The sequence below is a fragment of the Paraburkholderia sp. GAS199 genome (assembly GCF_050436585.1).
Lineage (GTDB): Bacteria > Pseudomonadota > Gammaproteobacteria > Burkholderiales > Burkholderiaceae > Paraburkholderia.
Map to the genome: position 1 here is coordinate 893,549 of NZ_JBNDMM010000003.1, position 15,202 is coordinate 908,750.

Annotated in this window: 12 protein-coding genes and 1 pseudogene; 9 read left to right on the plus strand and 4 right to left on the minus strand. The window is 61.3% G+C overall.

The genetic code is table 11. From position 1 onward, the window contains the following. Positions 1 to 110: 110 nt before the first annotated feature. Positions 111 to 899 (plus strand): alpha/beta fold hydrolase, encoded by a 789-nt coding sequence (locus P3T18_RS15635; protein WP_429301110.1) that lies wholly within the window; start codon positions 111 to 113, stop codon positions 897 to 899. Between the two features lie 4 nt (positions 900 to 903). Here the strand turns inward: P3T18_RS15635 and P3T18_RS15640 are convergent, their stop codons facing one another. After that, positions 904 to 1,305, minus strand: coding sequence for a hypothetical protein (locus tag P3T18_RS15640; protein ID WP_429300817.1), 402 nt, complete (start codon positions 1,303 to 1,305; stop codon positions 904 to 906). A 403-nt stretch (positions 1,306 to 1,708) separates the two neighbouring features. On the opposite strand from P3T18_RS15640, the gene gltA reads away from it, so the two are divergent. Both gltA and P3T18_RS15650 read left to right on the plus strand, forming a co-directional pair. Further along, positions 1,709 to 3,007 (plus strand): citrate synthase, encoded by a 1,299-nt coding sequence (gene gltA / locus P3T18_RS15645; protein ID WP_429300818.1) that lies wholly within the window; start codon positions 1,709 to 1,711, stop codon positions 3,005 to 3,007. A gap of 363 nt (positions 3,008 to 3,370) precedes the next feature. Next, positions 3,371 to 5,650 carry an amylo-alpha-1,6-glucosidase gene (locus tag P3T18_RS15650; RefSeq protein WP_429300819.1) on the plus strand — a complete coding sequence of 760 codons (2,280 nt, stop codon included), beginning with the start codon at positions 3,371 to 3,373 and terminating at the stop codon, positions 5,648 to 5,650. 69 nt (positions 5,651 to 5,719) lie between these two features. On the opposite strand, the gene P3T18_RS15655 is transcribed toward P3T18_RS15650, so the two are convergent. Next, on the minus strand, positions 5,720 to 6,643 hold the full coding sequence (locus P3T18_RS15655; RefSeq protein ID WP_429300820.1) for a LysR family transcriptional regulator: 924 nt from the start codon (positions 6,641 to 6,643) through the stop codon (positions 5,720 to 5,722). Positions 6,644 to 6,819: 176 nt separating this feature from the next. On the opposite strand from P3T18_RS15655, the gene catA reads away from it, so the two are divergent. The 5 genes and pseudogenes from catA (at position 6,820) to P3T18_RS15680 (ending at position 11,471) form a co-directional block, all read left to right on the plus strand. Beyond that, positions 6,820 to 7,767 (plus strand): catechol 1,2-dioxygenase, encoded by a 948-nt coding sequence (catA, locus tag P3T18_RS15660; protein WP_429300821.1) that lies wholly within the window; start codon positions 6,820 to 6,822, stop codon positions 7,765 to 7,767. 98 nt (positions 7,768 to 7,865) lie between these two features. Further along, positions 7,866 to 9,224: a Rieske 2Fe-2S domain-containing protein gene (locus P3T18_RS15665; RefSeq protein ID WP_429300822.1), complete on the plus strand. Its 1,359-nt coding sequence runs from the start codon at positions 7,866 to 7,868 to the stop codon at positions 9,222 to 9,224. Beyond that, positions 9,221 to 9,709, plus strand: coding sequence for a benzoate 1,2-dioxygenase small subunit (gene benB, locus P3T18_RS15670; protein WP_429300823.1), 489 nt, complete (start codon positions 9,221 to 9,223; stop codon positions 9,707 to 9,709). Before P3T18_RS15665 ends, benB begins: the two co-directional genes overlap by 4 nt. A 61-nt stretch (positions 9,710 to 9,770) precedes the next feature. After that, the gene (gene benC, locus P3T18_RS15675) at positions 9,771 to 10,793 is read left to right on the plus strand and encodes a benzoate 1,2-dioxygenase electron transfer component BenC (protein ID WP_429300824.1); all 1,023 of its coding nucleotides are present in this window, start codon (positions 9,771 to 9,773) and stop codon (positions 10,791 to 10,793) included. Further along, positions 10,790 to 11,471 (plus strand): annotated as a pseudogene (locus tag P3T18_RS15680) (SDR family NAD(P)-dependent oxidoreductase). The gene benC and the pseudogene P3T18_RS15680 overlap by 4 nt, the downstream one beginning before the upstream one ends. A gap of 129 nt (positions 11,472 to 11,600) precedes the next feature. Here P3T18_RS15680 and P3T18_RS15685 read toward each other — a convergent pair. Next, positions 11,601 to 12,338, minus strand: coding sequence for a hypothetical protein (locus P3T18_RS15685; protein ID WP_429300825.1), 738 nt, complete (start codon positions 12,336 to 12,338; stop codon positions 11,601 to 11,603). Positions 12,339 to 13,218: 880 nt separating this feature from the next. Here P3T18_RS15685 and P3T18_RS15690 point away from each other — a divergent pair. Next, positions 13,219 to 14,073, plus strand: a complete 855-nt coding sequence (locus P3T18_RS15690; RefSeq protein WP_429300826.1) for a MurR/RpiR family transcriptional regulator — start codon at positions 13,219 to 13,221, stop codon at positions 14,071 to 14,073. A 120-nt stretch (positions 14,074 to 14,193) separates the two neighbouring features. Here the strand turns inward: P3T18_RS15690 and P3T18_RS15695 are convergent, their stop codons facing one another. Then, positions 14,194 to 15,162, minus strand: a complete 969-nt coding sequence (locus tag P3T18_RS15695) for a DUF5655 domain-containing protein (RefSeq protein WP_429300827.1) — start codon at positions 15,160 to 15,162, stop codon at positions 14,194 to 14,196. Between the last annotated feature and the right edge of the window lie 40 nt (positions 15,163 to 15,202).

Sequence of the window (15,202 nt, forward strand, 5' to 3'; positions counted from 1 at the left end):
GCCGGCGCCGCTGAATTTCACGGCGACGCCGCGCCGTCTGCGAACCATCCGTGACTTCCTCTGCCGCCACGTCGTCCCCGTCGTTTATCGAACTGCGCAGCGGTTTGCGCATGCCTTATGTCGAAGCGGGCGAGGGCGAGCTTCTGCTGTTCGTTCACGGCTCGTTGTGCGACTACCGCTACTGGCAGCCGCAACTGGCCGGACTGTCGAAACAGTATCGCTGCGTCGCGGTGAGCCTCACGCATTACTGGCCCGCGACCGATACGAAGCCGGATCTGCCGTTCAGCTGGAGTCGTCACGCGGACGAAGTGGGCGAGTTCATCGAGTGTCTCGGTGCGGGAGCGGCGCATGTCGTGGGTCATTCGCGCGGCGGATGCGTGGCGTATCACTTCGCGCGGCGCTATCCGCAGCACCTGCGCACCTTGACGCTGGCCGACCCGGGCGGTCCGTTGCAGATTGCCGGCCGGGCGGACGCACGGCTGCCGGAAACGGTCAACGCCTTGCGGGCCAAAGCCGCGCAATTGATCGAAACGGGCGAAGTGGAGGCGGGTCTGCAGCTATTCGTGGACTCGGTGAGCCGGCCGGGGTTCTGGGCGATGAGCACGCCGGGTTTTCGCCGCATGGCAACCGATAACGCGCACACGCTCGCACGGCAGTTTCGCGATCCGTTGCCGGCTTATGTGCAGGAAGAAGCGGCCGACCTGCGCGCGCCGGTGCTGCTGATCGACGGCGAGAAAAGCCCCGACATGTTTCGCCGCACGGCGGCGGCGCTGCAAAGCTGGTTGCCGGATGCGCGCCGCGAAACGGTTCGCGGCGCGTCGCACGGAATGAATCTGGCGCATCCGGCGGCGTTCAATCGTTACGTGGACGAGTTTATCCAGTCGACTAAAACGCCTTAGGCATTCACGCCTTGCGGTGCGCGTCTTTATCGAGCGCGACTTCCGCCGCTTCGCCGACGAGCCCGTGGTAATACAGATGCACGCCGATCGCGAGCGAGTCGTTGCGGATTTCGTGAAACGCTTTCCATGCCTTCACGGGGTCTTTGAACAGCAGATAGTGCGCTTCGTGCGCGACGAGATCTGCGACTTCATGCAGGCCATGACCATGCAGCGCGTTCACGAGTGCATCGAGGCTGCGATGCGTGCGAGCGTCGGTGCGCGGGTAGAGCATGTGGAGTACCGCGACGTCCTGCGTTTTCAAGGCGGCCGACAGAGCGACGACGATGTCCTGATGATTCAGCGCAGTGACGATGTTGTCTTCGGTATGGACGTGGTCCGGAAAAAGTGTTTCGAGCGAGGCGTTCATCGGTTTTTCCTGTTCTTTCAGCTGGGTTTTCAGCCGAGTAAAAAGGCCCGCCGGTAACGGCGGGCCAAAGACAGCGATGTGCTTGCAGGGGAAGCAAAACACCACTTCAGTATTGCAGAGTCGCCGCACTTTCGCTGCCCGCTGGCAGCAAAACATTGTTGCAGTAAGCGTGCTTACTTTCGTTTGACCGGGACCGCGGGACGAAGTTGGGATAACGCTTCGTATCTTGTGTTTCGGGATATTTCAGGCAACGAATGTTGCGCCAGCCGAGATGGATTGTTGCGACCAATCGTCGCAATGAAAGGCCTCCTGGACCTTAAAATGGCGAGCGGAGCCTGAGCATGCCACGCGACGATCGAGCATGCCGGCACGTGTGCGATGTGAAAGTAAAAGGACTGTGTAGATGAACTCGAAGACACACGCAACGCTGAGCTTTTCCGACAGCGATCAGACTATCGATCTACCGATCTATCAAGGCTCGCTTGGGCCGGACGTCATCGACATCCGCAAGCTGTACGGCCAGACCGGCAAGTTCACGTACGACCCGGGCTTCATGTCCACGGCGGCATGCAACTCCGAAATCACGTATATCGACGGCGACAAGGGCGAACTGCTGTATCGCGGCTACCCGATCGATAACCTCGCGCAGAACGCCGACTTCCTCGAAACCTGCTACCTGCTGCTCAAGGGCGAGTTGCCCAACGCACAGCAGAAAGCGGAGTTCGTGCACACCGTCACGCAACACACGATGGTGCACGACCAGATGCATTTCTTCTTCCGCGGCTTCCGTCGCGACGCACACCCGATGGCCATTCTGGTGGCGGCAGTCGGCGCGCTGTCGGCGTTCTATCACGACTCGCTCGACATCAACAATCCGCAGCACCGCGAGATTTCCGCGATCCGCATGATCGCGAAGCTGCCGACGCTGGTTGCGATGGCGTACAAGTACACGGTCGGTCAGCCGTTCGTTTATCCGAAGAACGACCTGTCGTATAGCGCGAACTTCATGCGCATGATGTTCGCCAACCCGGCCGAAGAATACGAAGTGAACGACGTGCTGGTGCGCGCGCTCGACCGTATCCTCATCCTGCACGCCGATCACGAACAGAATGCGTCCACCTCCACGGTGCGTCTGGCGGGTTCGTCGGGTGCGAATCCGTTTGCGTGTATCGCAGCGGGTATTGCCTGCCTGTGGGGTCCGGCGCACGGCGGCGCGAACGAAGCCGCGCTGAACATGCTGGAAGAAATCGGCTCGGTCGACAACATTCCCGAATTCATCGCCAAGGTGAAAGACAAGAACTCGGGCGTGAAGCTGATGGGCTTCGGTCATCGTGTCTACAAGAACTACGACCCGCGCGCCAAACTGATGCGCGAAACCTGCCACGAAGTGCTGGAAGAACTGGGTCTGCACGACGACCCGCTGTTCAAGCTCGCCATGGCATTGGAAAAAATCGCGCTGGAAGACGAATACTTCGTGTCGCGCAAGCTGTACCCGAACGTCGACTTCTACTCGGGCATCGTGCAACGCGCGCTCGGCATCCCCACCGCCATGTTCACCTGCATCTTCGCGATGGCGCGCACGGTGGGCTGGATTGCGCAATGGAACGAAATGATCGCCGATCCGGAACAGAAAATCGGCCGTCCGCGTCAGCTGTTTGTCGGCGAGACGCAACGTGAAGCGAAGCCGATCGCTCAGCGCTGATCCAGTCTGAGCCTTTCTCGCGCGGCAGCCGATGCCGCGCATGCTGCGGGTGCCTGGTCTGACATGTCTGTCAGCGCCGGGGCCCGCAGTTTTCATTGGTGGCGCCCGCTCGTTGTTCTGATTTAAGGCAATCGGATGACGGTAAAAACGTAGCGCCGCGTGTAGCGCCACACCCCGTCATCATGCCGAAAATTCCTGCACATACCGTGCCCACACTCGCGCGTGAATAAACGCGAACTCCTGTGTGTTAAGGTCGTCTGACGCCCACAGACCCTCTACAATCGGAAGCGACCGGCCGGCATCCCGCATGCGCGGCGCGGCCGCAACCGTACTCGCCAAGCGAACACCATAGGAGCGACCCTGATGCAGCAGCCAGAAGCCCTCGGCGGCCTGACCCACTCGGGCGGAATCGATCACCGCGAACCCGAGCCGGACGGCGCATTCATCCCGACGGAAAATCTCAATGTCGCGAGCGCGGCCCAGCATGTGCTGAAGTCGGGCGATACCTTCATCGTCAACGACCCGCTCGGCGATATCACCGGTCGCGACGACGGTCTGTTCGTCAACGACACACGCGTGCTTTCGGCGCTGCGCCTCACCTTCGGCGGCCGCGCGCCTTCGCTGCTGTCCGGCAGTGTCAGCAGCGACAATACCTCGTTCACCGCGCACCTCACGAATCGTCCGTTGCCGCCGCTCGGCGGCGACAGCACACCCGAAGGCGTGATTCACGTCGAGCGCGTGCGCGTGCTCTCGGGCACAGTGCTCAACGAAGCCATCGAACTCACCAATTACGGCACGAGCGACGCCGTCGTGCCGCTGTCCATCTCGTTCGCCAGCGACTTCCGCGACATGTTCGAAGTGCGCGGCCTGAAACGCGACAAGCAGGGCCGCATCGAACCGGCGCGCGTCGAAAACAGGGAAGTGGTGCTGCGTTACGTGGGTCTCGACGACGTCGCGCGCAACGTGCAGATCGCCTTCTCGCCGGAACCCGACAAGCTGTTCGCCGACCGCGCCGACTACACGGTGAAGCTGCCCGCGCAGGCATGCGTGTCCATCTATCTGTCGGTGGCGGTGAAAGTGGTCGCACAGGCCGACAAGCCGGGCGCGGGCGTCGCGCAGCCCACGCATTCGCTGAGCGAGGCGCATCTTTCGCAGATCGACGCCGAGCGCCCGCGCGTAGGCCGCGCCGCAGTGCGCGCCGCGCTGGTCGACGCGCACCTCGTGATGCGCGAGCGGCGCCGTGCCACGGCGCGCGTGCGATCGAGCAATCCGCTCTTCAACGCGTGGATCGACCGGTCGCTTGCCGATCTCGGTCTGCTTACCACAGATCTCGCCACCGGGCCTTATCCGTACGCGGGCATACCGTGGTTCTCCACGCCGTTCGGCCGCGATGCGGTCATCACGTCGTTGCAAACCTTGTGGCTGCAACCCGAGCTGGCGGCCGGCGTGCTGCGCTTTCTCGCCGAGCACCAGGCTCGCGAGAATTCGCCGTTCCGCGACGCCGCGCCCGGCAAGATCATGCACGAGATGCGCAAGGGCGAAATGGCCGCCACGGGCGAGGTGCCGTTCGCGCTCTACTACGGCGGCGTGGACACCACGCCGCTCTTCATCGTGCTGGCGGGCGCCTATGTGGCTCGCACGGGCGACCTCGCGCTGATCGACGAGCTGTGGCCGGCGCTGGAGCGCGCGGCACAGTGGGTGGCGGGCGTATGCGATAAAAACCGCTACGGCCTGCTCGACTATCAGCGCGAGTCCGACGGCGGTCTTGCCAATCAGGGCTGGAAAGACAGCCACGATTCGGTGTTCCATGCCGACGGCCGCTTCCCGGACGGCCCGATTGCGCTGGTCGAAGTGCAGGCTTATGCAAGCGCCGCCTTCGACACCATGGCGCACTTCGCCAGGCTGCGCGGCCTGCACGAACCGGCCGCCGCCTACAGCGAGCGCGCGAAGAAAATCCGTCAGTGCGTGGAAGAAAAGTACTGGATGGAAGAGGCCGGCTTCTACGGCATCGCGCTCGACGGCCACGGCGAACTGTGTCGCGTGATGGCGTCGAATGCGGGGCATCTGCTGGCGTTCGGTTTGCCTTCGCGCGAGCGTGGCGAAGCGGTCGTGCATGCGCTCGACTCCACGCTGTTTCACACCGGCTGGGGTGTCCGTACGCTGGCCGCCAGTCAGGCGCGTTTCAATCCGATGGCGTATCACAACGGCTCGGTCTGGCCGCACGACAATGCGCTCTGCGCGCGCGGCCTCTCGCGTTACGGCGGCAAGGCGGCGGCCGTGCGTTTGTTGCAGGCCTTGTTCCAGGCCGCGGTCAACTTCGATATGCGCTTGCCGGAGCTGTTCTGCGGTTTCCCGCGCCGGCGCGGCGAGCCGCCTACCGCCTATCCGGTGGCGTGTCTGCCGCAGGCCTGGGCGGCAGGCTCGCCGTTCATGATGCTCGAAGCCTGTCTCGGCATCACGATCGACGCCGCCCGCAAGGAAGTGCTGATCGAGCAGCCCATGCTGCCCGAAGGTATCGACTGGCTCGAAGTGGGCGATATGAAGGTGGGCGACTCGTCCGTGTCGATCACGTTCCGGCGCATCGGCGAGAAAGTCGTGGCGTCGGCGGAGCAGGGCGACGTGCGGGTGGTGGCGCTGCTCTGAGCTTGCGCGTCGTCATGCACGGTCGGGTCATCGTCGACGGTGGCCCGGCCGTGCGTCCAATCGAAGCCTTCAGCCTGGCCGGTCGGTACGTGGCGTGAACGGGATGTGTGCTTCTTCGTAGAGCCGGTAGATGAGTTCGAGCATCTCGCGAATATCGCGCGACTCGTCCAGCGCGCGCATGCTCATGATGATCGGCGACACGAGCGTCGGATCGTCCAGTTCCCGATAGCTCACGTCGTCGCGTTTCAGGCCGTACACGCTGCTCGGCACTACCGCTATGCCTTCACCCGCCGCAACGAGACCCAGCGCGATCTGCAACTCGCGCACCTCGTAAATCTTGCGAGGCTTGAGGCCGCGGTCGTCGAACGCGGACAACACCTGGTCTGCGTAACTGGGTCGCGGAGCCTTCGGAAAAATAATCAGCGTTTCGTTGACCAGATCGCGCAACGCGACAACCGGTTTCGCCACCGAGAGCGGATGGCCTTCCGGAAAGGCCACGATCATCTTTTCCTCGCGCAGGATCACGCGGCGGATGTTCGCGTCTTCGTGACGGATGCGCCCGAAGCCGACGTCGATACGGCCGTCTTTCAACGCGCGAATCTGATCCATCGTCGACATCTCGTGCAGGCTCAGTTCGACCGTCGTGTTCTCGTCGCGAAAACGCCGGATGATTTTCGGCAACATGCCGTACAGGGTCGAGCCCACGAAACCGACCGACAGACTGCGCTCGATGTTACCCACGCGCTTTGTCATGGATTCGAGTTCGGCGGTTTGCGATAGCAACTGCGCCGCGTGCGAATAAAAAAACTTGCCCGTTTCCGTCAGCTTCAATGGGCGCGAATTGCGCTCCAGCAATTGCACGCCGAGATTCTCTTCGAGTTGCTGGATCTGGCGGCTCAGCGGCGGCTGAGCGATGTTCAGCCGCTGCGCCGCGCGCGTGAAGTTTCGCTCTTCAGCCACGGCGACGAAATAACGTAGGTGCCGCAGTTCCATCTCTATACCTCCTGGATATAGACCGATACTAAAACGGTGTTGGACGGGCCTTCCTGGCGTGAACTATCCTGCATTCACACTCTGTTTCAGCACTTGATTATACCTTCAGTGGATAGATAGCTCGGTGCCGGATAGAGGGTTAACCCCACCATAATTAGAGTGATTCAGGAGCAGACATGAGCGTCCAGGTGTTTGATACGGCAGAGGTGCAAGACCTGCTGAAGGCCGCTGCGAACCTCGATGGCCACGACGGTGATACGCGCGCGAAGCAGATTGTCGGTCGCCTGCTCGGCGACCTGTTCAAGGCCATCGACGATCTCGACATCACGCCCGATGAAATCTGGGCCGGCGTGCACTACTTCAACAAGCTGGGTCAGGACGGCGAAGCGGCACTGCTCGCCGCCGGCCTCGGGCTGGAAAAATTTCTCGACATCCGCATGGACGCCGAAGACAAGGCGGCCGAGATCGCCGGCGGCACACCGCGGACCATCGAAGGTCCGCTGTATGTGGCCGGTGCGCCCGTGCGCGCCGGCGTCTCGAAGATCGACGTCGATCCGGACGCCGAGGCGGGTCCGCTGGTCATTCGCGGCGTCGTGACAGGGACGGACGGCAAGCCCGTTGCCAACGCGCTGGTGGAGTGCTGGCATGCCAACTCGAAGGGCTTCTACTCGCACTTCGATCCGACCGGCGCACAAAGCGGGTTCAACCTGCGCGGTGCCGTCACGACCGACGCCAATGGCCGCTATGAATTCCGCACGCTCATGCCGGTGGGCTACGGTTGTCCGCCGCAGGGCGCGACCCAGCAACTGCTCAATGCGCTCGCACGCCACGGCAACCGTCCGGCGCACGTGCACTTTTTCGTCACGAGCGACCAGCACCGCAAGCTGACCACGCAAATCAATATCGAAGGCGATCCGCTCATCTGGGACGACTTCGCCTACGCGACGCGTGAAGACCTGATTCCTCGCGTGGTCGAAAAGTCCGGCGGCGCTGCGTTGGGCATGAAGACCGATGCGTACAAGGAAATCGAGTTCGACATTGCGCTGATTCCGCTCGTGCAGGGCAAGGACAACCAGCTCGTCAATCGCCCACGGGTTGCCGTCACCCTGGCCGCGGCCGCGTAGCCGCCTGGCCATTTAGCGCGGCCGCCGCTCACGTTCCGAAAAACCTTTTCGACACCGATGCGCATGCCCCCTCGCCGGGCACGCGCAGGAGAACACACATGTCTGCTCATCCCGATCACACCACGCAACTGGACGAACTGCTGCACACCGCCGTTCAGGACGACCGTGAAAACGGCGTATTCCGTTGCCGCCGCGACATCTTCACCAACGCCAGTCTGTTCGAACTCGAGATGAAACACATCTTCGAGAGCAACTGGGTTTATCTCGCGCATGAAAGCCAGATTCCCAACAACAACGACTATTACACGACATGGATCGGCCGACAGCCCATCGTGGTGACGCGCGACAAGAATGGTGAACTGCATGCGGTGATCAATGCCTGCGCGCACAAAGGCGCGATGCTGTGCCGCAAGAAGCACGGCAACAAAGGCACGTTCACGTGCCCGTTTCACGGCTGGAGTTTTGCCAACACCGGAAAGCTGCTGAAAGTGAAGGACGTGAAGACCACGGAGTATCCCGTGCAATTCAATACCAACGGCTCGCACGATCTGAAGAAAGTGGCGCGTTTCCAGAGCTATCGCGGCTTTCTGTTCGGCAGCCTTAACGCGGACGTGCAGCCGCTCGAAGAGTACCTCGGCGAAACGAAGGTGATCATCGATCAGATCGTCGATCAGGCGGCGGACGGCCTCGAAGTTCTGCGCGGCAATTCCTCGTATATCTACGACGGCAACTGGAAGATGCAGATGGAAAACGGTTGCGACGGTTATCACGTGAGCACCGTGCACTGGAACTACGCCGCGACCATGGATCGCCGCAAGGTGGAAGGTACCAAAGCCGTGGACGCGAATAGCTGGAGCAAGTCGGTGGCGGGCGTCTACGGATTCGAGCATGGCCACATTCTGCTGTGGACCCGCACCATGAATCCGGAAGTGCGTCCGGTCTATCGGCATCGCGAGGAAATCAAGGCGCGCGTGGGCGAGGTCAAGGCGGATTTCATCGTCAACCAGACGAGAAACCTTTGCCTGTACCCGAACGTGTTTCTGATGGACCAGTTCAGTACGCAGATTCGCGTGGTGCGTCCGATCAGCGTCGACAAGACCGAGGTCAGCATTTTCTGCTTTGCGCCCAAGGGCGAAAGCGCGGAAGACCGTGCCACCCGCATCCGTCAGTACGAAGATTTTTTCAACGTCTCCGGCATGGGCACGGCGGACGATCTCGAAGAGTTCCGCGCCTGCCAGGCCGGTTATGCCGGCACGACCGCGCTCTGGAACGACCTCTCGCGCGGCGCGCCGCTGTGGGTCGAAGGACCCGACGCGAATGCGAAGAACATGGGTCTGAAGCCGCTCATTTCCGGCGAGCGCAGCGAGGACGAAGGGCTCTTCGTGTGTCAGCACGAATACTGGGCGCAGGTGATGCGCGACGCGGTGAAAAAGGAAGCCGGGGAGGCACTGGCATGAGCTTCGACTACCAGACTATCTGTGCGGCGCTGTATCGCGAAGCGCGTCTGCTCGACGACCGGCAATGGGACGAGTGGCTGGCCTGCTACACCGAGGACGTCACTTACTGGATGCCGGCATGGGACGACGACGATCAGCTTACCGACGACCACGAAAGCCAGATCTCGCTGATGTATTACCCAGACCGCGGCGGTCTGGAAGACCGCGTGTTCCGCATCAAGACCGAGCGCAGCGGCGCGTCGATGCCCGAGCCGCGCACGAGTCACAACGTCACCAACGTGGAAGTCCTGGCCGAGCGCGAAAACGAAGTGGACGTGCGCTACAACTTCAATACGCTCAGTCATCGCTACAAGGCTACGGACCAGTTTTTCGGCACGATGTTCGTGACGCTGCGCAAGGTGAACGGCGATCTGCTGATTGCTTATAAGCGGATTGCGCTGAAGGACGATTACATCCGTCAGGTGCTCGACGTTTATCACGTGTGATGTGAATACCGGCTAGCGAAGGCCGCGGAACGCGGCAGAAAAGAGAAGCACAGGAGGCAAGATGTCCAGCTACAACGTAGCATTGAATTTCGAAGACGGCGTGACCCGCTTCGTGACCTGCAAGGCCGGCGAAAAAGTGCTCGACGCGGCCTTTCGCGCGAAGATCAATCTGCCGATGGATTGTTCCGACGGCGTGTGCGGCACCTGCAAGTGTCGCGCGGAAAGCGGACGCTACGATCTCGGCGACGATTACATCGACGACGCGCTCACCGAAGACGAGAAAGACAGTGGGCTCGTGCTGACCTGCCAGATGGTGCCGCAAAGCGATTGCGTCATCGCGGTTCCGGCGTCATCTACTGTGTGCAAGACCGGGCACAGCACATTCGCGGCGACCGTCACGAAGGTCGAGGCGCACAACGATGCGGCCATCGTCCTCGAATTGCAGGTGGACGAAGCCGCGCCGGTCTTTCTGCCGGGCCAGTACGTCAATATCGACGTGCCGGGCAGCGGGCAGCATCGCTCCTATTCGTTTTCGTCGGCGCCGGGCGAGGCGGCCATCAGCTTTCTGATCAAAAAGATTCCGGGCGGCGTGATGAGCACGTGGCTCGAATCCGCGCAGCCGGGCGCCAAGGTGGAGTTGAGCGGACCACTCGGCAGCTTCTATTTGCGTGCCGTCGAAAGGCCGCTGCTGTTTCTTGCCGGCGGCACCGGCCTCGCGCCGTTTCTCTCGATGCTCGAAGTACTCGCACGCACGAATTCGCAGCAGAAAGTGCATCTGATTTACGGCGTGACGCGCGACCTCGATCTCGTGCAGGTCGAGGCGATCGAGGCCTATGTGGCGAGGTTGCCCAACTTCACCTACAGCACCGTCGTGGCCGATGCGCAGTCCGGTCATCCGCGCAAAGGGTGGGTCACGCAGCACATGCCGGCCGAGTCCGTGAACGACGGCGACGTGGACGTGTACCTGTGCGGGCCGCCGCCGATGGTGGACGCCGTGCGTCAGTATTTCGATGCCAACGGGATCAAGCCCAACAGCTTCCACTACGAGAAGTTCACGCCTAACGTCGTGCCGAGGGCCGCATGACTACGCAACGATTCGCCGGCAAGGTCATGGTCGTGACCGGCGCCGCGCAGGGTATCGGTCGCGCGGTTGCGTTGCGCGCAGCCGCCGAGGGCGGCAAGGTACTGCTCGTCGATCGCGCCGATTTCGTCGCGGAAGTCGCGGCGGAAGCGGGTAGCGCGAACGCCGCGGGCTTCATTGCCGACCTCGAAACGTACGACGGCGCCGCGTCGGCGATGGCCTTCGCGGCGCGCACCTTCGGCGGCATCGACATTCTGATCAACGGCGTGGGCGGCGCGATCCGCATGCGGCCCTTCGCCGAGTTCGAGCCTGCGCAGATCGACGCGGAAATCCGTCGCTCGCTCATGCCGACGCGTGCCGTATTCCGCGGCCAAGGGCGGCGTCAACGCGATGACGCAATCGCTCGCCATGGAGTACGCCGAACACAACATCCGCGTGGTGGCCACCGCGCCGGGCGGAACCGATGCGCCACCGCGACGCGTGCCGCGCAATGCCGCCGGCGACAGCGACCAGGAAAAGCGCTGGATGGGCGAAGCCGTGAAGCAGGTCACGGAATCGACCTTTCTGAAGCGCTACGGCAGTATCGACGAGCAGGCCGCGCCGATCCTGTTTCTCGCGTCGGACGAGGCGGGCTATATCACCGGCACCGTGTTGCCGGTAGCCGGCGGCGACACGGGCTGACCGGCCGTTCGTTCGGGGCAGCGGGGGTTCGGGAGGGACGGTCGGTGTTGTGGTGGCTCATGGCGAGTACGCATACGGGCTATTCCAGGCCGGCGCGAGAGAGGGCGGAATGTCGCCCGTGCTGGCATCTCATGGCGCATTCGCTTCGGAACCGGCGCGAACGGTCGATGTGTTTGCGACTGGAACGCTTGCAGGTGCCGATGCAATAGGGGGCGATTTCGCCGGAGTCGATGATGCAGACCTGGCTGCGGCGACCAGAGTGGCCGTCGTAGGGGATTCGAGTATGGATGCCGCGGCCGACGTTACCTGAACGTCAGTCTTCAAGGCCAGCATTTTTGGATTGAAAATCAAAAGAATGGTTAGCACGATGGTTGCCGCCGCTGCCACTATCAGCGCCTGCTGCGAACGATGAACCCATCTTGCTTTATCGGCGGCGACCCTCGTCACTGAGTCGTTGGCTGATTTCATTTTGTCGATAACAAAGTCCAGCAGTGCGGTTTCCGCCGCTGAGAATGTTTCGACTGATACCTGGCATACCAGGTTTGAGTATGCCGGGTTGCATTCATTACCCGTCGCGGGAACCTCGGAATCTCGCGCGAACAAGGCCCAGATCGCCGCGAGGACACTGCAGCCGAGAGCAACGGTTATCACAACCAACACGAAAATTGCTTGCGGGCTCGGCGTGTCCGTCAGCTTTGAGACAAAGCCCAGGTCTGCTGCAAGCAGCGCGCCCGCAATCGTCGTCGTTCCCTGAGCTTTGCGGTCGGCAGAGTCGAAAACATCGCATTGGAGCTTGTACTCTTTCTCGGCCCTCTCGATTGCGCCGCGCCGCGCGGTGGCTATCAGCGTTGGCAAGTCAGTGCTCATCGTTTTCACCTTTGCGTGCGATTCAATGGTGCAGGTTTTCATCGCCGGTTGTTTCTGGTTTCATCCTTCTGCGAGTTCGACACCAACGCCGACAGGTTTTAGCCTCGCCACCGTCGGCAATCGGGACGTACGGTTGCGTCAGCGAACAGGCCGGCGGTGTGCGCGGGCCGGGTGTGAAAATTCAGGATTTCCAGCTTGCGCCGGGCCGGCAGTCTTATCGACAGTTCGCGCGCGTAAGCAATGTCTGGCCGCAAGACCTTCATCAGCCGCCACGGAACTGCGGGCTGATGCTGTCTCTTTCACGGTCGTTGTGGTCCAGCGGTTGCGATGGCGATTTGCTGGAGACATGCTTCACCGATAGGGTTCTGCCATGGTGGCAGACTACCGTGCCAGCTTTCTTGCAGGTTGCGGCCTCACTGGATGACGTCCACAAGGCCGCGCTCGCGACCAGAAGGCCGACGGCGATATTCCTCACGCTCATGTTGAACCTCGCGTTCCCGACGGGTTAGCGGCGAGCATCGGAATTTTTTTGTTGTCCGTCCGACGCGCGTCAAGGATGTGACGGATACCGGAAGGACGGTGCAGGTCGGTTCCTTTTTCAACTCAAATCGGACGCAAAGGATTCGAATAGCTCTCCGATCTTGGTTGATTGTCACTGCTCCTACTGGCGTTCGGCTAATCGACACAGCGCTCCAGAATGAGTTGGCCTACACCTTCCTGCTGTGGACATTCGTTTGCGAAGAAACCACCGGGACAGTTTTGATTGCGTCCGGACAAGGATGGCTTGCGCGCTCCCACAATGGCAGGCGCGTGTTGGATGCGGCGCGCCCGGTGGTAACATTTGTTGTCACCTTCACCGACCGTTCGCCCGGTATATCGCATGCCAGACAGTTTCGACCAGCTCGCCGCCCTGATCCGGGCGCGCTTCTCCGAACTGAGTCCGCAGTTCCAGATGGGAGCAGGCTTCCTGCTCGATCATCCCGACGAAGTCGCGGTCTCGTCGATGCGCAAAGTGGCCGAGCGGGCGCAGGTGCAACCCGCCTCGCTGGTGCGTTTGTCGCAGCAACTCGGTTTTCCCGGCTGGAACGAATTGCGCAACCTGTTCGTCGCGCGAGTGCGCACGCGGCCCGAGCCGCTCACGAGCCGGGCGCGGTCGCTCGTCAAGTCGAAGGATGCGCTGGCCAACGATCTGCTCGTTGCACAGCAACACAATCTCGAAGTGACGGCCGCGCACAACAGCCGTGTGATCGTCGAGGCGGCGCGCCTGTTGCGGCGCGCGCCGCATGTCCACGTGGCCGGCTTTCGTTCCTGTTACGCCGTGGCGTTCGGTCTTGTGTACGGCTACCGGCTGTTCCGCTCTTCGGTGTCACTGCTCAACGGCGAAGCGGGCACGCTGGAAATGCAATTGCGCACCGTGCAGCGCGATAGCGCCACCATCGTCATCAGTTTTGCGCCGTATTCCGTGGAAGCAGCGCGGGTCGCCGAGGCCGCGCTGGAGAAAGGCAGCAAACTGATCGCCATCACGGACAGCGCGGTCTCGCCGATCGCACTGAACGCCGACAAAGTACTGATCTTCTCGCACGAAAGCCCATCGTTTTTCCCTTCGCTGGTGGCGGCAACGGCGATCGCCGAATCGCTGGTGGCGCACTTGCTTGCGCTGGAAGGTGCGGGCGCGGTCGAGCAACTGGGTATTGCCGAGCAGTCGCTGCATGCGAAAGGGGCTTATGTGGTGTGAGGGTGAGGAATTGGCGTGATTAGGCTGACCGTGTTTGCCGCGCCGAATTTGGCTATGTCGTTGTGAAGGCGGTCAGTCCATATCCGTACGGAACTGACCAATCTTCGCGCATGGCGTTGCTCAGGCCTCGGTATAGCTGCGTTCGAGTAATGCCTTGGCTCGATCGAAATCGGCCTGGTTGCGCAATGTCACTTCGACGTCTCCAGTGCCCCAGTGGCCGATCTGGCTGATGTCCCGAGAAAATCCTTCCTCCAGCGCGACCGAGACGGGGTCGAGCTTCAAAGTCATCAGTATCTTGTTCGGATACGGAATCGCACAAGCAAAGTTCTTCAGGCGACGAAACGCCGTGTAGAGCTTTAGCTGCTTTTCCTGTACATCGTCTCCCATGCTCAGCAAAAAACTCGCGACATTTGCATGGAGATCGCGTATTTCTTGAGAAGCAAGCGCAAGTTGCTCTTCAACTGTCTTGTCCTTTCCGGGCGATTTTGTGATGTCTGGTATAGCGCCTACTTCCATCGCAAAGACAGGGGCAACGGGAGTGGTTGCGACGGCCGGCGCGGATTTGTTTGTTGCACTTTCAGGGGTGCTTTGCGCGTTGACCAGTTCCAGCAGCAGTAAGTCATCTCCGAACAGTTTGTACCGAATCAGTTCGACGTTTCGCGGGATCTGCTGAACGGCATGCTGGTCGTAACGGGTGAAATCGGCCGCGATGCACAACAGACGTGTGCCAGCCCATTCGATCTTGTCGGCCTCTTCTTTTCCGAGCTTGTCCATTACCAACCAGCGGAATTCCGCTTGATGGTCGAGCAGCCAGTCGAGGTAGTACAGCCCCTGGTTGATGACGTTCTCATTGCTATGCCGTTTGTACTCGACAATGACCGGGCATCCGTTTTCGTCCAGGCCAAGAGAATCGACGCGGCCCCGGTGGGTCTTGCCGGTTGTGTATTCGGTGGCGAGGAAGCGCACGCCGAGTAACGTTTGCATGTTCGCTTCCATCAAGCGTTGCAGATCCTTCTCCAGCTTCGCGGCCTGGCTTGGTAGTTCTTTCGCTGTTTCGTTCGAGATACGGAACAGCTGAATGTCACTCATGAGGATCCCTGTGTTTATTCGAGAATGTATGACCACCATT